This window comes from Hoeflea ulvae (assembly GCF_026619435.1).
Lineage (GTDB): Bacteria > Pseudomonadota > Alphaproteobacteria > Rhizobiales > Rhizobiaceae > Hoeflea > Hoeflea ulvae.
The window spans coordinates 1,270,997-1,289,057 of the sequence record NZ_JAOVZQ010000001.1 but is presented as its reverse complement, the minus strand read 5'-3'; the positions used below and the strand labels follow the sequence as shown (position 1 = coordinate 1,289,057).

General features: G+C 62.7%; 12 protein-coding genes, 1 tRNA gene and 1 pseudogene. 4 read left to right on the top strand and 10 right to left on the bottom strand.

The window, feature by feature from the left end; genetic code table 11:
- Nucleotides 1-29 precede the first annotated feature (29 nt).
- On the bottom strand, nucleotides 30-1,172 hold the full coding sequence (locus OEG82_RS06075; protein ID WP_267611539.1) for an ABC transporter substrate-binding protein: 1,143 nt from the start codon (nucleotides 1,170-1,172) through the stop codon (nucleotides 30-32).
- 340 nt (nucleotides 1,173-1,512) lie between these two features.
- Between OEG82_RS06075 and OEG82_RS06070 the strand changes: the two genes are divergently transcribed.
- Nucleotides 1,513-1,749, top strand: coding sequence for an Lrp/AsnC ligand binding domain-containing protein (locus OEG82_RS06070; RefSeq protein ID WP_267611538.1), 237 nt, complete (start codon nucleotides 1,513-1,515; stop codon nucleotides 1,747-1,749).
- Nucleotides 1,750-1,859: 110 nt separating this feature from the next.
- Here OEG82_RS06070 and OEG82_RS06065 read toward each other — a convergent pair.
- Together OEG82_RS06065 and OEG82_RS06060 are read right to left on the bottom strand one after the other, a co-directional pair.
- A tRNA-His gene (locus OEG82_RS06065) sits at nucleotides 1,860-1,936 on the bottom strand.
- A 172-nt stretch (nucleotides 1,937-2,108) separates the two neighbouring features.
- Entirely contained in the window at nucleotides 2,109-2,564 is a 456-nt protein-coding gene (locus tag OEG82_RS06060; protein ID WP_267611537.1) for a phasin family protein, read from the bottom strand.
- A 244-nt stretch (nucleotides 2,565-2,808) separates the two neighbouring features.
- On the opposite strand from OEG82_RS06060, the gene OEG82_RS06055 reads away from it, so the two are divergent.
- On the top strand, nucleotides 2,809-6,921 hold the full coding sequence (locus OEG82_RS06055; protein ID WP_267611536.1) for an ATP-binding protein: 4,113 nt from the start codon (nucleotides 2,809-2,811) through the stop codon (nucleotides 6,919-6,921).
- Nucleotides 6,922-7,329: 408 nt separating this feature from the next.
- Here the strand turns inward: OEG82_RS06055 and OEG82_RS06050 are convergent.
- Nucleotides 7,330-9,281, bottom strand: a pseudogene (locus OEG82_RS06050) (acetoacetate--CoA ligase).
- 273 nt (nucleotides 9,282-9,554) lie between these two features.
- Between OEG82_RS06050 and OEG82_RS06045 the strand changes: the two are divergent.
- Entirely contained in the window at nucleotides 9,555-11,432 is a 1,878-nt protein-coding gene (locus OEG82_RS06045; protein WP_267611535.1) for an AsmA family protein, read from the top strand.
- Nucleotides 11,433-11,542: 110 nt separating this feature from the next.
- The gene (locus OEG82_RS06040) at nucleotides 11,543-11,785 is read left to right on the top strand and encodes a DUF6460 domain-containing protein (protein WP_267611534.1); all 243 of its coding nucleotides are present in this window, start codon (nucleotides 11,543-11,545) and stop codon (nucleotides 11,783-11,785) included.
- A gap of 9 nt (nucleotides 11,786-11,794) precedes the next feature.
- Here OEG82_RS06040 and OEG82_RS06035 read toward each other — a convergent pair whose 3' ends face one another.
- The 6 genes from OEG82_RS06035 to OEG82_RS06010 form a co-directional block, all read right to left on the bottom strand.
- Nucleotides 11,795-12,616, bottom strand: a complete 822-nt coding sequence (locus tag OEG82_RS06035; RefSeq protein WP_267611533.1) for an ABC transporter permease — start codon at nucleotides 12,614-12,616, stop codon at nucleotides 11,795-11,797.
- 10 nt (nucleotides 12,617-12,626) lie between these two features.
- Nucleotides 12,627-13,535 carry an ABC transporter permease subunit gene (locus tag OEG82_RS06030; protein ID WP_267611532.1) on the bottom strand — a complete coding sequence of 303 codons (909 nt, stop codon included), beginning with the start codon at nucleotides 13,533-13,535 and terminating at the stop codon, nucleotides 12,627-12,629.
- A 10-nt stretch (nucleotides 13,536-13,545) separates the two neighbouring features.
- On the bottom strand, nucleotides 13,546-13,929 hold the full coding sequence (locus tag OEG82_RS06025) for a hypothetical protein (protein WP_267611531.1): 384 nt from the start codon (nucleotides 13,927-13,929) through the stop codon (nucleotides 13,546-13,548).
- 2 nt (nucleotides 13,930-13,931) lie between these two features.
- The gene (locus OEG82_RS06020) at nucleotides 13,932-15,071 is read right to left on the bottom strand and encodes an ABC transporter ATP-binding protein (protein ID WP_267611529.1); all 1,140 of its coding nucleotides are present in this window, start codon (nucleotides 15,069-15,071) and stop codon (nucleotides 13,932-13,934) included.
- Between the two features lie 73 nt (nucleotides 15,072-15,144).
- A complete protein-coding gene (locus OEG82_RS06015) occupies nucleotides 15,145-16,239 on the bottom strand; it encodes a polyamine ABC transporter substrate-binding protein (protein WP_267611528.1) in 1,095 nt (364 codons plus the stop codon).
- 241 nt (nucleotides 16,240-16,480) lie between these two features.
- Nucleotides 16,481-17,920, bottom strand: coding sequence for a helix-turn-helix domain-containing protein (locus OEG82_RS06010; RefSeq protein ID WP_267611527.1), 1,440 nt, complete (start codon nucleotides 17,918-17,920; stop codon nucleotides 16,481-16,483).
- Between the last annotated feature and the right edge of the window lie 141 nt (nucleotides 17,921-18,061).

Genomic DNA, 18,061 nt, shown 5'->3' with positions numbered 1-18,061 from the left:
GGAAATGTCCGCCCGGGTTCGAGAGATGCTTACATCTTGCAATCAGCGGCGTAGGCATCGGCGCGGTCGGTGAGCGCGGTGGCCACGATCTTGTTGGTGTAGATGTCACCTTCCTTGATCACTTCGCGGACATAGATGTCCTGGATCGGGTGGTGATTGGGGCCGAAGCTGAACTTGCCGCGAACCGAGTTGAAGTCGGCCGCTTCCAGCGCCTTGCGGAAAGCGTCCTGATCGGTCACGGCAGCAGCACCCATGGCCGAGATCAGCAGATTGGCAGTGTCATAGCCCTGGGCCGCGTAGATCGACGGCAGGCGGTCGTATTCGGCCTGGTAGGCGGCAACAAAATCCTTGTTGGCCTGGTTGTCGAGATCCTTCGACCAGGTCGAGGTGTTCTTGACGCCGAGTGCTGCGTCGCCGACGGCCTGCAGGATGTTCTGATCGAACGAGAAAGCCGGACCGATCAGCGGCACTTCCACGCCGGCGCCGGCATATTGCTTCATGAAGGAGATGCCCATGCCGCCTGGCAGGAAGAAGAACACGCCATCAGCGCCGGAAGCGCGGATCTGTGCGATCTCGTTGGCGTAGTCCTGGGCGCCCAGTTCGGTGTAGATCTCGTTGGTGACCTCACCCTTGTAGAAGCGCTTGAAGCCCGACAGCGAATCCTTGCCCGCCGGATAGTTCGGCGCCATGATGAACACCTTCTTCATGCCCGCGGAATTGGCATATTCGCCAGCGGCTTCATGCAGATTGTCGTTCTGGTAGGAGATCGAGAAATAGTTGGGGTTGCAGCCCGGTCCGGCCAGGGCCGACGGTGCGGCATTGGTGGAGAGATAGAACTTTCCCTGCGCCACCGCCGACGGCACGACGGCCATGGCGAGGTTGGACCAGACGATGCCGGTGAGCACGTCGACCTTTTCCGACTGGATCAGCTTGTCGGCCAGCTGCACGGCCAGATCCGGCTTCTGTGCGTCATCCTCGACAATGACTTCGATGTCCGAATTGCCGGACTGCTTGACCGCGAGCAGGAAACCGTCGCGGGAATCGATGCCGAGCGATGCGCCGCCGCCCGAGAGCGTGGTGATCATGCCGACCTTGACCGGTTCGGCTGAAGCAATCGAAACGCCGGCAAGCAGCGACGCGGCCGCCGCCAATCCCATGAATGTCTTTTTCATTGTTCTTCCTCTCTGTGTTTGATGCAGCGCCGGCCTTGTTGGCGGTCCGGTCGCAACAGCTTTTCCCCTTCGGGCGAATGATCCAGTCCGCACCTCACTGAACATGAGGGACAGTCCTGCACGCATCATCTTCGAGCATTGGAGCAAGCCGCATTAAAATGTCAACGCGCGAGGCCCCAATCATCGCCATTGCCGGTGAGCTTATCAGCCGATCTGAAGAATTCCAGTACTTTTTTTAAGCTTAAAATAAATTGGCCGCGATTGGCCCTTGCGCCATCGCGCCGGGCGTGGTTCCAAGGTATGACCGACATGATGGATCAGAGGCAGAAGGAGAGCGGCGATGCAGTGTTTTTTCGTGGAGTTTCAATGCAAGCTCGGCCAGGCCTATGTGGTTGCCGACGAACTCGCCAACCGCGAAATTGCCTCCGAGATCTACTCGGTGAGCGGGCAGTTCGACCTGATGGCCAAGTTCTACATCGAGGATGATGTCGATATAGGCCGCTTCGTCGCCGACAATATCCACACCGTTCCGGGCGTGGAGCGCACCCATACGATCCTGACCTTCAAGGCGTTCTGAGCGCCCGCAATTCCTCAAGCACCGCTTGAACCAGTCGCGCCGGGCGCAGCGAGGGCGTGTGCGCCGAAGAACCGGGCGCAAGGCCCGCAGTCATTTTCATGGGGAGGAAATGGTACGGTTGGCTGGGGTTGAACCAGCGACCTCCGGATCCACAATCCGGCGCTCTAACCAACTGAGCTACAACCGCGTATCAGCGACGATGAAACATGTTCATCCGCTTTATTGCCGCTCACATACGGCGGGCAGGCCGTTTTTGCAAGAGGCCTTGAGCCAGTTTTTCCGATTTCGGACACCAGGCTGCACAGCAAAAGGCCGGACACGAGGATCCGGCCTTTCGACAATTCGGTCTGACAGGGAAATCAGGCGACCTTGATTTCGTCCATGGCCTTTTCCGCAACGGTCTTGACCGGCTTGGAAACGTCCTCGGCAACCTTCTTGGCTGCGTCCTGCATGGTCTTGACCTGGTCGACCATCATTTCGGCCTGCTTGCGGAAGAAGCCGGTCTGAAGTTCGATCATCTGGGCAACGGTCTTGACGCCAAGCAGGGCTTCCATGTGAGAGAGCGAGTGCTCTGCATTGCCGCGGGCGGCGTCGATGGCCTTGAGGCTCAGTTCAACGGTGCCGGCCTGCGCATTTTCGAGCGTGGCTTCGATTGCCTTGGTGGCGTCTTCGGCGACGGTCTTGACCTTGGCATAGGCTTCCTTGGTCTGGTTGACGGACTTGTCAGCCATTTCGCGGTAGCCATCGCTCATCTTGGTCATGTCGAAAGCCGGAAATTCGAAGACGTCTGCAGTTGCGGTTTTCTTGGTCGCCATGTCACTTCTCCTTGAAGACATTTGGGACCGTCGTGGCCCCGTTCCTGATTTCAAAAAGACCCTAGCACAAAATATGGTGCGCTGCAATATATATTGTGCGACGCACCATGCGTTAACCGTTTCCAGACAAATAACCCTGCCGGCAACGGGCTTTGCTGGACCCGCGGCGGCGTCAAAGCTATTAATAAAACCTTAATATGCCCCCATATAAGGGGATATCCTGGCCGAAACTGGAATTTTGACCATGCAGGCTCATCACTATCCGTTCATTGATCTGGCCGTCCACGCGTCGGTTCGGGACCGTTTTGCCAATGGCGACGCGGTGGCGGTGCTGAGCCCGGACCTTGGCGAGGTGCTTTGGGCCAATGGCGCGGCGGCCAGTCTGCTCGGCTTCTCCAGCATCTATGACATCCTCGACGAAGGCTTTGACGGGCAAACCGCCACCAGACGCCAGATCGAAAGCGCCCTCGGTCTGCTGCGCCGCACCGGAAAGGCGCAGAGTTTCATGATGCGGACGAACAGCGGTTTTTCCCGTTCCATGACTGCGGCCGGCCTCGAGGATTTCATCTTGCCCGACGGCGCCCCTGCCCTGTTGCTCACCAGCAGCAATGCCGGAAAGATCCTCGGACCCGGCGCTCGGGCACGGCAGATCATAGCAGGTTTTGAAGGCACGGGGACGCATGTCGCGGTGCTCGACAAGGATGGCCGGGTTCTGGCCGCCTCCAGCACCTTCGATTCGATCGGTCTGGCGGGCAGCGACATCGCCCGGATGATCGCCGATGTGGCCACTGCGGGAGACCGCCTGGTCAAGCGCATGTCCGACGCCGGCACCGGACCGATGCCCACCGCCATCGGACGATTGGCGGACGATCCGGCCCTGCATCTTCTGTTTGCGGTCGAGCCGGCGCCGGCGGATGAAATCGCGACCGAGGCCGAGGACTTCACCGCACCGGCGGCGGTTGCCGGCGCAGGGATGGCGCCGGACGCCGAAGACCCGACACAGGCCGGCCCGGCTGATGAGCCGGAGATTCTATCCGCCGATCCCGAGCCGAGCGCGGGTGACGATGACGAGACCGCCGACACGGCGCAGGCAAATATCGACGCCACCGATCAGGACCGGAGCCTTGACGCGCCCGTTGCGGCGGCGACGTCTAAACCGCCCCGGGTGGTTTTCGACACCAGCCGCGTCCGCGACGATCTCAATGCGCGCCTGGAAAAGGCCGAGCAGTCCGAGAAGGAAGCGGCCCGCCCTTCCGACGAGAGCCCGGAACCCGTAACTGATGCAGATGCATCCGCAACCCAGTCGCTTCCGGACGAGCCTGCAGAGGAAATGATCGCCGCAGAACAACCTGACCCGCAGGACGAACCGGGCGCCGAGCCGGCTGACGGCGACCACGCGGGCGACACGCCTGGTGCCGAAATGACGGACGAGCCTGAGGATCTGACCGCCGGAGACGTTGCCGACAGCGACGCCGATGCCGAGCGCGACATCCACAGCGACGCCGACACCGAGAGTGAGACCGAGGCCGTCATCGAAAGTGACAGCGACGCCGGCGGCGATACCGACAGCAACAGCGACGCGGAAACGGACACGGACAGCGACATTCCAGACGAATCCGATGTGCTGGCCGCCACAGGACCCGAAGCCGAGGCGGAGGAGCCGGCGGCAAGTGCCGAGCCCGGCAAGGCTGAGTTCCGCTTCGACCCGGAAGGCAAGCCGGTGCGCTTTGTCTGGAAGATCAACCGTGAAGGCGAGTTCAGCGAGATCTCGCCCGAATTCGCCCAGACCGTCGGCCCCCATTCCGCCGATGTGATCGGGCGCAAATTCCCGGACCTGGCGCGGGTGTTCAACCTCGATCCCGACCATGTCATCACCGACCTGCTCAACCGCCGCGACACCTGGTCCGGCAAGACGGTCTACTGGCCGGTGCAGGGCACCGATCTGGTCACGCCGGTGGATCTGGCGGCCTTGCCGACCTATACCCGCGACCGCAGCTTTGACGGTTTCCGCGGATTCGGCATTGTCCGCACCGGCGAAACCCGCCGCGACCCCGAAGCCCTCGGCCTGGCGCTGGCGCCGGGCGCCCGTCCACGCATCGTCGAGGAGCCGGTCGAACCGCTCACCGCAGAGGCCATCGAGGCGGCGATCGCCAAGGAAACGCGGTCGCCAATTCCGGACGAACAGCCCGGCATCAAGCCGCACACCGCCGAAGACGAAGCCGATCTCGAGATGCAGTTGCTTGAACGCGACATCGAGGATCTTGCCCGGATGGACGGCGCCGACCTCGATGACATCGATGACTTCGATGGTGAAGACGGCGCGATCGAGTTCACCGGAGACGGCTCAGATGAAACATCCGGCGCCGGCGACAGCGACGCGGGTGATGCTTCCCAGGAAGATCACGATGACCCGTTCCGGGGCGAACGGCCGGCCATCCACCTGGTCGAGACACCGATGCGGCGCGACAGCGACAAGATCATCGACCTCGAAGCCCGCCGGACCCGTCCGCGCGACGGGCTTTCCCCCGGCGAACAGGCTGCGTTCCGGGAAATCGGGGTGCGCCTGAGCGAGACCTCGGCGCCGCGCACCGATGTCGCGCAGGAAGACAGGTTCTCCGAGATCCGCAAGACCTTCGGCACCCGGCAACCGCCCCTGGGCCAGGACCAGACCGACGAGCCCGCAAGTAGCTCCGACGATGACGCGGGCAATACCGCTTCGCAGACGGATGCTGCAAGTGACGAAGCTGCGCCGGCACCGCGCGGCACGGCACCTGTCACACCACCGGCCGCCGCGCCGATGCCCTCGGCATTTGCCCTGCCGGCCCGGCAGGTGATGCTCACCGGGATGAGTTCCGGTTTCATCGACGCCATTCCGGTGGCGCTGCTGGTGCAGGCCGGTGACATGCTGATCCACGCCAATTCAGAGTTCTTTGCTCTGACCGGGTACAACTCGCTTGACGAGCTTGCCGCCAGCGGCGGCCTCGATCATCTGCTGGACCGGCCGTCGGAAGACGAGCAGGCCATCGATGGCGCGATGCTGGTCAGAAAGGCCGATGGCGGCACCCGCATGGTCACCGCACGGCTGCGTTCGGTCAACTGGCGCGACGGCCACGCCTTGCTGCTGGCCCTGTCACCGATCGACGCTGATGCCATGGCCGGTGTGGCCCTCACGGAACCGGCTGAGCCCGAGACCGAGGGTCAGCCCGAGGAAACCCAGGCAGAGCCGGACAGCGCCGCCCTGAAGATCGAGGCGCAGGAGCTGCGCTCCATCCTCGAGACCGCCACCGACGGCGTCGTCATTCTCGACAATGACGGCACCATCCGCTCGATGAACGGCTCGGCCTGCGCGCTGTTCAACTATGACGAGACCGAGACCCAGAGACAGCCATTCGCCATGCTGTTTGCGCATGAAAGCCAGCGTGCGGTGATGGATTATGTCAGCGGCCTTGCCGACCACGGCGTTTCCAGCGTGCTCAATGACGGGCGCGAGGTGATCGGCCGCGAGGCCGGTGGCGGCTTCCTGCCGCTGTTCATGACCATCGGCCGGCTGTCGGGCTCCAACGGCTATTGCGCGGTCCTGCGCGACATCACCCAGTGGAAGCGGACCGAAGAGGAGCTGCGCACCGCCAAACGCGCCGCCGAGACCGCCAATTCGCACAAGACCGACTTCCTTGCCCGGGTCAGCCACGAAATCCGCACCCCGCTCAATGCCATTATCGGCTTCTCGGAAATGATGGTCGAGGAACGCTTCGGTCCGATCGGCAGCCCGCGCTATCTCGAATATGCCCATGACATCGGCAATTCCGGCAAGCATGTGCTCGACATCGTCAATGATCTGCTCGATATCTCCAAGATCGAGGCGGGTCAGGTGCAGATGGAGTTCGTTTCGGTGTCGCTCAACGATCACCTGGCCGAAAGCGTGTCGCTGCTGCAGCCGATGGCCAACAGCCAGCGGGTGATCATTCGCACCAGCCTGTCGACCAGCGTGCCGGAAGTGGTTGCCGACCGACGCTCGATCAAGCAGATCGCGCTCAATTTGTTGTCCAACGCCATCCGCTACACGCCCTCGGGCGGCCAGATCGTGGTGTCGACATCCTACGAGCCATCGGGGAATGTGGTCATCCGCATTCGCGACACCGGCATCGGGATGAACCGCAAGGAACTCGAGCAGGCGATGAAACCCTTCGGCCAGGTCGGCCCCGGACCGCGCCAGCGCGGCGAGGGAACCGGGTTGGGGCTACCGCTGACCAAGGCCATGGTCGAGGCCAACCGCGCCCAGTTCGATATCGTCTCGGCGCCGGGCGAAGGCACGCTGGTGTCAATCGCCTTCCCGCCGCAGCGCGTGCTAGCTGACTGAAACACAAGACAAAAAAACGGGGACCACCGGGGCCCCCGTAACAATTTCAATCTGTGCTAAACATCACCGTGGGACTAGAAACTATCCAAGGTTCACGTGGATTAATGCGCGAAAACTGTTACCGCCACCTTTCAGGATTAGTTAAGATATTACCCATTAGTTCTGTGTTGCAGTGCGTGGTTAAAAAGTTGGTCAGACTTGATTAACCATAAGCTTTCCGCGCCTTGACGCGATTGACGCAACAGCGCGCCCAGGCCGCCCGAAGGCTGTAACCCCTCCGCGCAAAACCCGCTTTTATCCCCCGCACTTTCGCTGACAGACCGGTGCCGGGTAGCGATTCAGCAGCTGCAGACGCCTCATGCCGGCCGAGCATGCGGCAGCGGCAATTGCCGGCGCGGAAGAACCTGCTCAGCTCTTGAGGGCTTCGAGCCCGGAAAACAGGTCCAGCGCTTCGGGATTGGCCAGCGCCTCCTTGTTCTTCACCGGACGGCCATGGACGACGTCACGCACCGCCAGTTCCACGATCTTGCCGGACTTGGTGCGGGGAATGTCGCGGACCGCGATGATCCGGGCCGGGACATGCCGGGGGACGCGCCGCTGCGGATCTTCGAACGGATCCTGGCTTCGAGCGCATCGTCAAGCTGCACGCCCTCGGCGAGACGGACGAACAGCACGACGCGGACATCATCGTCCCAGTCCTGGCCGATGCAGATCGCCTCGGCCACCTCGTCCATCTGCTCCACCTGATTGTAGATTTCGGCCGTGCCGATGCGCACGCCGCCGGGATTGAGCGTGGCGTCCGAGCGGCCATGGATGATGATGCCGTTATGCGCGGTCCGCTCGGCGAAATCGCCATGGGTCCAGATATTGTCGAAGCGGGAGAAATAGGCGGCGCGGTATTTCTCGTCGCCGGGATCGTTCCAGAAGCCGATCGGCATGGCCGGGAACGGCTTGGTGCAGACCAGTTCGCCCTTTTCGCCGATGATCGGCTGTCCGTCCTCGTCCCAGACATCGACGGCCATGCCGAGACCCGGACCCTGGATCTCGCCGCGATAGACCGGCAGCGCCGGATTGCCGAGCACGAAGCAGGAGACGATGTCGGTGCCGCCGGAAATCGAGGCCAGATGCACATCCGGCTTGATGCCCTCATAGACGAAGCTGAAGCCTTCCGGCGACAGCGGCGAGCCGGTGGAGGTCAACATTCTCAGCCGCGACAGGTCATGGGTCTTGATCGGCTCGAGACCGGCCTTGCGGACCGCGTCGATGAACTTGGCCGAGGTGCCCAGGACCGAGAACTTCTCCTCCGCCGCGTAATCGAAAATGACATTGCCGTCGGGATAGAACGGCGAGCCGTCATAGAGGCACAACGTCGCCCCGACGGCGAGGCCTGAGGCCAGCCAGTTCCACATCATCCAGCCGCAGGTGGTGAAGTAGAACAGCCGTTCGCCGGGCTCGAGACCGCAATGCAGCCGCTGTTCCTTGAGATGCTGCAGCAATGTGCCGCCGGCCGAATGGACGATGCATTTGGGGATGCCGGTGGTGCCGGAGGAAAACAGGATATAGAGCGGGTGCGAAAACGGCAGCTGCTCATAGACCACGGGAGCTGCGGCATGACCGGCGACGAAGGCGTCGAGCGTGACGGCGCCGTCCACGGCCGCGGCAACGGCTTCGCCGTCATCAAGCAGCGGTACGATGACGGTGGCGGCCGGCTTCAGCGATGCGGAAATTTCAACAAGCTTGGCGGCCACCTCCTGGCGCTTGCCATTGTACCAGTAGCCGTCGCAGGAGATGAACAGTTTCGGTTCGATCTGGCCGAAGCGGTCGAGCACGCCGGTGGTGCCGAAATCGGGCGAGCAGGAGGACCAGATCGCGCCGATGGAAGCGGTCGCAAGCATGCAGGCGATGGTCTCGGGCATGTTCGGCATCATGGCCGCAACCCGGTCGCCCTTGCCCACGCCATGGGCGCGGAAGGCCTGTTGCAACCGCGAGACCAGCGCATGAAGCTCGTCCCAGCTCATCGCGCGCTGCGGCTTGTCCTCGGCCCTGAACAGCATCGCGGGCTCGGCGCCGGTGCGCGACAGCAGATTCTCGGCGAAATTCAGGTGCGCATCGGGGAAGAACCGGGCGCCGGGCATGGCGTCGCCATTTTCGCTGATGCGCTCGCCCTTGCTGCCGCGAACCTCGCAATAGTCCCACAGCGCCGACCAGAACCCTTCCCGGTCGGTGATCGACCATTGATGCAGGTCCAGCGGATCGGCCAGCGACCGCCCTGCCCGTTCACCGGCAATCCTGGCAAAGGCCATCCACGGGCTGTTCTGCAGGTCTTGCGGATTGGGACGCCAAAGCGGTGTATCGGTCATGTCAGTCTCCTGCAGGTTTGCGCGGCACGATGGAACCAGCGGCCGCCGCACATTAACGGATGGCGGCAGTGCTGCAACCGGGCGGAACGACGCTGGCACAGGATCGTGCGGGAACCCGGCCGGATGATGCGCTCTGCCTTAACATTGGCGCTGCGCGATGCAAACAGATGATGGTTTGCCCCCGCCAAAATCCGCCGCACAATGGTCTTCAATTGCATTCGCTCCCGGCAGGCTTTAACCAGAGCATGGGGACAGAGGCTTGGGAGCATGGGTTTGAATTTCAACATTGCGCAATGGCCCGGGGGACGTGTGGTGATTGCCGGCGTCATTGCGGTGGTGATCGTCATCCTGATCGTGATTGCAAGCCTGCCGCTGGCGGTTTCCAGCGGCCTGGTGCGGGACCGGCTGGAACGCGACATCAGCGCATGGGCCGGCCATAACGTCTCGCTGGGCGATGCGCCCTCGCTGGACTTCTGGCCGACGCCGACGATCCAGCTCGACAATGTCGAGATCAGGCCGGCGACCTTCTCCGAGGGCGACCCGATCCTGCGCGCCGACAGCATCGTTGCCAATTTCAACCTGTTCTCGGCGGTGCTCGGCGCTCCCAGCTTTTCCGAATTCAAGCTGATCCGCCCGACCTTCAATGTCGAGCTCTATCCCGACGCCACCTCGAACTGGTCCTCCTCGTCCGGCGACCTGGCCGAAGGAGTCGCTGCGGCCGTGGCCCGGGACCTGGCGCTGCAGGCCGGCGAAGACATTCCGGCAACCGCCATCATTCCGGATTCGGCGGCGCTGGGCGTGGTCATGATCGAGGACGGCACCATCCGCTGGACCCGCGATCCGGGTGCGGCAGCCGAGAAGCTGACGGCCATCAACGGCACGCTGGCCTGGACGGCGCCGACGGCGATCGCGCGGGCCAATATCACCGCCATTTTCCGGGGCGAACAACTGACTGTAACCGGCTCGACCTCGGCGCCGCTGCTGCTGTTGGGCCAGCGCTCGACACCGGTGGAGATCAAGGTAGCGTCGGCGCCGCTCAACCTGGATTTCAAGGGGTCGGCCAGCCTGGGATCCAACATGTTTGTCAGCGGGGCGCTGCAGTTCAAGAGCGCCTCGGTGCGGCGGGCGCTGGAATGGTCGGGCACCGACATCAAGCCCGGCGAAGCGATCGGCGCGCTTGACCTGTCGGCCAAGATCACCGCCGAACAGTCCAAGGCCAAACTCGACGACCTGATCATCCTGGTCGACCGCAACCGCGGCATCGGTGTGCTCGATGTCACCCTGCGCGACGGGGAGCCGCCATTGATTGCCGGCACGCTGGCGTTCAACACGCTCGACATCGCCTCCTTCCTGCAGGCCTTCACGCCGCTGCCCGCCGCCGGCAAGGACATCGCCTCGACCATCGACACCCGCTTCCTGCGCGAGATCGGCCTGGATCTGCGGCTGTCGGCGCAGTCGGCGAGTTTCGGTCCGGTGGCGCTGACCAATCTGGCGGCGGCGGCGCGGGTGGAACAGGGCCGCGCGAATTTCGATGTCGGCGACGCCGCCGTCTATGGCGGAAACCTGATCGGCCGCATCGCGCTGTCGGAAAAGGGCATCGAAGGCGGGGTGCGGGTGCAGCTCTCGGCGCGCCGGACCAATTTCGGCGAGCTCTATGATGCGCTCGGGCTGACCGGGCCGCTGCCGCGCGGCATCGGCTCGCTCGATGTCGAAGTGACCTCGCCCTACCCCACCTGGGCCACCGCAATGTCTGACCTGACCGGCAAGATCGATCTGGCCGTGGGCAAGGGCGTCGTGCCCGGGCTGAACCTGCAGAAATTCCGCGAACTGGCGAGAACCGAGCGGTTCTTCGATTTCGAGCAGCTGGGCGAAGTCTCCGGCTTTGCCTTTGACAGCGCCCATTTCGAAGCCTCGATTTCCGATGGCGAGGCCAAGCTGATGACCGCCGAACTGATCGGCCCGGTGCAGATGATCTCGCTGTCGGGGGTAATCCCCTATTCGCGCTCGAGCCTTGCCATTGCCGGGGTTGTCGGGCCGAAACCGCCGCCGGCCGACGCCACCGCCGTGGTCCCGGATGCAAGCCTTACGCCGCTGAGGTTCTTTGTCGGCGGCTCCTGGCCGCAGCCGGTGTTTTCACCGGTAACGCCGTGAGCCGGAGTGCGACAGATGCGATGCTTGCGAAATCCGCCATATTTGGCGACAATCCGGCCATTGCGGTGGGCCGGACGGCTCACGCAGACTACAGGGGATAAGAGCGCATCATGCTGCGGGTGATTTCGGCACTTGTCAAAATCGGACTGGCCTCGCTGATCACCGGCGCGGTGCTGTCGGCGCTCAACCTGTCCGCCGCCGAGCTGCTGGCCGAAATCGGGATGACGCCGGACCGCATCTTCACGCTGCTGCAGGAGGGCGCGACCTGGGCGATCCCCAATATCGTGCTCGGCTCGATGGTGATCGTGCCGATCTGGTTCGTCACCTATCTGCTGCGCCCGCCGCGCAACTGATCTTCTCCTTCAAATGCCGGCGATGGCGGCGCGCTCGTCGCGCTGGCGCCTGACTTCGCGGCTCTTGTTGAGAACCGAGGCGATGATGACGCCGATGGCAACCGTGCCGATCAGCAGCGTGCAGACGGCATTGATTTCGGGCGTCACGCCCAATCGCACCTGGCTGTAGATCTTCATCGGCAAGGTGGTCGCACCCGGTCCCGAGGTGAAGCTGGCAATCACCAGATCGTCGAGCGACAGGGTAAACGCCAGCATCCAGCCGGAGATCACCGCCGGCAGGATCACCGGCAGGGTGATCTGCATGAAGGTGGTGACCGGACCGGCGCCGAGATCCATCGCCGCCTCCTCGAGCGAACGGTCGAAGCTCATCAGCCTTGACTGCACCACCACGGCGACAAAACACATGGTGAAGGTGATGTGGGCCAGGGTGACGGTCCAGAAGCCGCGGCCGAAATCGACTGCCACGAACAAGAGCAGCAGCGACAGGCCGGTGATCACTTCGGGCATCACCAGCGGAGCAAAGACCATGCCGGAAAACAGGATGCGGCCGTTAAACCGGGTGTAGCGGGTCAGCGCGAGCGCTGCGAGCGTGCCGAGAATGGTGGCGAAGGTGGCCGAGACGAAGCCGACCCGGACGGTCACCCAGGCAGCATCCATCAGGCCCTGATTGTTGAACAGCTCGCGATACCATTTGGTCGAGAACCCGGCCCAGACGGTGACCAGACGGGATTCGTTGAAGGAATAGACCACCAGCAAAACGATGGGCAGATAGAGGAAGGCGAAACCGAACACCACCGAGGCGATGTTGAAGCGGGACCAGCTCGTGTTCATGGGTTCATCCTCATCGACCGCTCTCCTGGGACTTGGCCTGCGCCTGCTGGAAGAACATGATCGGGATCACCAGGATCAGCAGCAGCAGCACGGCGACGGCCGAGGAGACCGGCCAGTCGCGATTGTTGAAGAACTCGCTCCACAACGTCTTGCCGATCATCAGGGTGCGCGAGCCGCCAAGCAGATCTGGGATGACGAACTCGCCGACCGCCGGAATGAAGACCAGCAGGCAGCCTGCGACGATGCCGGGAATGGCGAGTGGAAAGGTGATCTTCCAGAAGGCGGTGATCTGCGGACAGCCAAGGTCCTGGGCTGCCTCGATCAGCGTGTAATCCATCTTTTCCAGCGCCGAATAGATCGGCAGCACCATGAAGGGCAGATAGGAATAGACGATGCCGATATAGACGGCAGTGTCGGTGTTCAAAATGATCAGCGGTTCATCGATCACCCCGATGGCCAGCAGCAGCTGGTTGAGCAAGCCCTCGGGCTTGAGGATGCCGATCCAGGCATAGACGCGGATCAGGAAGCTGGTCCAGAACGGCAGGATCACCAGCATCAACAGCGTCGGGCGCAGCGAGGACGGGGCGCGGGCCATGCCATAGGCGAGCGGGAAGCCGATCAGCAGGGTCAGCACCGTCGAGATGAAGGCGATGGTGATCGAGGAAATATAGGCGTTGATGTAGAGCGAATCCTCGGTCAGCCAGAGATAATTGTCGAAACTGAACTGCCTGAACGCATCGATGATGCCGGCAATGCCGTCGGCCATGTCGATGGTCGGCGCATAGGGCGGCATCGCCATCATCGGGGTCGACAGCGAGATCTTGAGCACGATGCCGAAGGGCACCAGGAAGAAGATCAGGAGCCAGGCATAGGGAACGGCAATGACCAGGCGGCGGGTGATGGCGGAGATCAACTTCATTGCACGGTCCTCATTTCCGGTCCCAGATCGCATACAGGACAAGAACCGCCATCACGGCGGCGATGACGATAAAAATGATGCTGCCGATATGATCGAACATTTCCGGTGCGGCATAGAGGCTGAGCAGGAAACCGATGGTCGACACCGAGACATAGGCGGCAAGGTTCTGCTGCTGCAGCGGGCAAGCCTTGCCCAGCAGGCCGTGGCGCCTGGTCAGGCTCAGCGCATAGACCGAGATCGCCATATGGACGACATAGACCAGCGCAAGTTCGGGCCGCAGCAGCAACAGGGTTGCAGCAGCGGCAAGCGTCATGCCGATCGCGGCCATGCGATTGCCCCTGAAAGCCCGGGCCGCCTCCGGCTGGCCGTCCTCGTCCATGCGGGTCATGGTCATCCTCAACTGCCCAGCACGACGCCGCCATCGGTGTTGAAGCAGACCCAGATCTCTTCGTCGTAACCGATGGGGTCTTCAACCGTGCGGACCGCGTTGAGCAGCGAGGCCTTGACGATCTCGCCATTGCCGAGCTTGACGTGAAACACCGTCATGTCGCCGAGATAACCGATGTCCCAGACTTCGCCCGAAGCGGCATTGATGCCGCCCTCGGGCTTGATCCGCGAGACGCGCAGCTTTTCCGGCCGGATGGCGAAGCTGACTTTCTGGCCCGCCTGCAGCGGCTGGGCGGTTTCGGAACGGATATGCATGCCGTCGGCGGTCTCGATGTCGGCCACGCCGTCGCTGATGCCGGTGACTTCGCCGCGGAACAGGTTGATGTCGCCGATGAAGCTGGCGACGAATTCGGATTTCGGCGCCTCATAGGTTTCGACCGGGGTGCCGATCTGGACGATGCGGCCGAGATCCATCACGGCGATGCGGTCGGCCATGGTCATGGCCTCTTCCTGGTCATGGGTAACGACCAGGAAGGTCAGCCCCAGGTCCTGCTGCAGGTCCATCAGTTCGAACTGGGTTTCCTCGCGCAGCTTCTTGTCGAGCGCGCCGAGCGGCTCGTCCAGCAGCAGCACTTTCGGGCGCTTGGCGATGGAGCGGGCAAGGGCGACGCGCTGGCGCTGGCCGCCGGAGAGCTGATGCGGCTTGCGCTTGCCGAACTGGTCGAGCTTGACCAGCTTGAGCATGTCGCTGACGCGGTCCTCGATCTCGGATTTGGCCATGCCGTCCTGCTTGAGGCCGAAGGCGATGTTCTTCTCGACGCTCATATGCGGAAACAGCGCATAGGACTGGAACATCATGTTGACCGGGCGCTTGTAGGGCGGCACGCCGGCCATGTTCTCGCCATCGAGCAGGATCTGACCGTCGGTGGGGTTCTCGAAGCCGGCGAGCATGCGCAGAAGCGTGGACTTGCCGCAGCCCGAGCCGCCGAGCAGCGCGAAGAATTCCTTCTGGTAGATGTGCAGCGTCAGGTCTTTGACCGCGACGAAATCGCCGAATTTCTTGGTGATGTTCTCGAACGCGATATAGGGGCGCTGGTCCGGATCATTCCACGGTTCGAAGCTGCGCCTGATGCTGCCCAGAGATTTCATGCCCGCTTGTCCCCGTGATCTGTAGCAGTGAAAACCCCCGGCGCGTTGCCGTGCCGGGGGTGAGGTTTCCGATTTACTGACCGGTGACGATCTTGGTCCAGGTCCGGGTCATGACGCGCTGGGTGCGCTGATCCTTGGGCGAGGTGGAATAGAGCCGGCCGATCGTTTCCTCATCGGGATAGATGGCGGTGTCGCCGATCACGTCTTCATTGAGGAACGGCTTGGAGGCCAGATTGCCGTTGGCGTAGTAGACATAGTTCGACGCCTTGGCCATGACTTCCGGATCCATGATGTAGTTGAGGAATTCATGGGCCTCGTCGACATGGGCGGCATCATTGGGGATGGCCATGTTGTCGAACCACATCAGCGCGCCTTCCTTGGGGATGACATAGTCGATTGTCACGCCCTGATCGGCTTCGGCGGCGCGGTCGCGGGCCTGCAGGATATCGCCGGACCAGCCGACGGCCAGGCAGATGTCGCCATTGGCAAGCGCGTTAATATATTCCGACGAGTGGAATTTCTTGACGCTGGGCCGGACGGAGATGAGAAGCTCTTCGGCCTTGGCAATGTCGTCGGGCGAGTTGGAATCGGGGTCGAGGCCGAGATAGTTCAGGGCCGCAGGCACGATTTCCTCGGCGGTGTCGAGCATGTAGACGCCGCAATCGGCGAGCTTGGCCAGATTGGCCGGATCGAAGACGATGTCCCAGGAATCGAGCGGCGTGTCGCCCAGCCGTTCCTTGACCTTGTCGACATTGATGCCGATGCCGGTGGTGCCCCACATGTAGTTGATGGCGTATTCATTGCCGGGATCGTATTTTTCCAGCCGCGCGGCGATCGCCGGATCCATGTTGACCAGGTTGGGCAGCTTCGACTTGTCGAGCTTCTGGAACACGCCGGCGGTGATCTGGCGGGCCAGGAAGGTGCCGGTCGGAACCACCACGTCATAGCCGGTGGAGCCGGCAAGCAGTTTGGTCTCCAGCACCTCGTTGGAATCGAACACGTCGTAGACAACAGTGATGCCGGTTTCCTTGGTGAAATCCTCGAGAATGGACTCATCAATATAGTCGGACCAATTGTAGACATTGACGACGCGGTCCTGGGCGGATGCAAGCATGGTCGATGCAGCAAGCATGACGGCTGCCGAGAATAGGCGGGTCTTCAGGGGCATTCCTGTTCCTCTCGTTTTCTGATCTGGTCACCTGCCAGGCCGGACGGCCAGTGATGAACGTCCGCGTCCCTGCCTTGGCCGGCCGGGTGCGGCGGATCAGGCAAGTTTAGGAGGAATCTCAGCTTGCACAAGAGGCCAGCAAGTCATTTCCCGATTATGACCGACGCAAAATGCTGCAGCGCATTCTGGCGGCGTCCGTGCACGTCGGACACGGTGGCGCCAATGCCGCGAACGGGGCGCATCACTGGAAATCGAAGGCCGACAGACCGGTGACCATTTCGTCCAGACCAAGCGGCCGGGTGATCGGCGGTTCGGCGCGGGCCAGGCAGCCGACACGCTCGCACAGGCGGCAGGCCGGGCCGACCGGAATCGCCACCGGCCGCACGGTCTTGCCGGTGTTCATCGGCAGCGCCTCGCCATAGACGATTTCATCGCGGAAGCCGATATCGCAGCCGAGCAGCAGCGCGGTGCGGCGCGGCCGTTCCGAGAACGCGCCCTGCGGGCCTTCCAGTGTCCGCGACACGGTCAGGAACTCGGCGCCGCCGGGCAGTTCCACCGCCTCAACGAGCACCTGCGCCGGCTGCGAGAAGGCGGCGTGGATCGACAGTTTCGGGCAATTGCCGCCAAAGCGCTGCTGCGGGAAGCCCTGAGCGCCGGCGCGGCGGAAGCGGTGGCCGGCGACATCGACCTCGAGCATGAAGAACGGCACACCCTCAAGGCTGGGGCGGCACAATGTGGTCAACCGGTTGGCGGCCTGCTCATAGGAGACGCCGAAGCGCGATTTGAGCACATCTATGTCGTAGCGGGCGCGCTGGGCTGCGGCATGGAACGCCTGATAGGGCATCATCAGCGCGTGGGCGGCATAGCGGGCGAGTTCGAAGCGGGCGATGCGGCGGGCCTCGTCGCTGGTCAGCTTGAGTTCGCCCACGCCGGCGGCAATGGCGACATTCATGCGGATCAGCGACGCCTCCATCGCCACCTCGCGCAACTGGTCGAATGGCGACAGGCGTTCGGACAGGAACAGCCGCTGCGAATGGCGGTCATAGCGGCGGCGCCAATTGGGCATGGTGGCCACCGGCAGCAGGCGGACGACGACACCGTGCTCGCTCCGGAGCCAGGCCTTGAGCGCGCCCATCAGATCATCGCCGGGCTTGAGCAACTGGTGGAAGGCTTCTGCCTCCTCTTCCAGCGCCGGATGGTGATTGGGGCGGGTTTCGAGCACTTCGCGGACCTCGTCCATCGGCAGCCGCGCACCCGACAGCGCCGGGCTGTGGCCATCGCGGGCGAGCATGGCCGAGAGATCGGAGAGGCGGGCGGCCTGTTCGCGATAGGCGCGATGCAGCTTGAGGATGGCGGCACTTGCATTGGGGGCGGCTTCGGCGATCTCAACCACTTCCTGGTCGCCCGGCAGTTCTCCGGCGAGCAGCGGATCGGCGAAGACCTCCTTGAGACCGGCAAGCGTTGTGCCGCCGCCCTCGCCCTGCAATTCCTCGACATCAATCTTGTAGACGGAAGACAGTTTGAGGATCAGCTGCACGGTGAGCGGCCGCTGATTGCGCTCGATCAGGTTGAGATAGGAGGGCGAAATGCCGAGCGCCTCGGCCATCGCCGTCTGGGTCAGGCCCTTGGCGTTGCGGATGCGGCGGATGCGCGGCCCGGCGAATATCTTTTGTTCAGCCATGGGACCCGATCTTTACACGATTTTACAGAGATAAGCCACAATTTGCGTGTCCGCGGCTTTTACAATTGTGACAAGTTTACAGACCCGTTTTGTCAAACACAAGACAGATTGACTTCATTTATTGACCGAAAACATGGAATT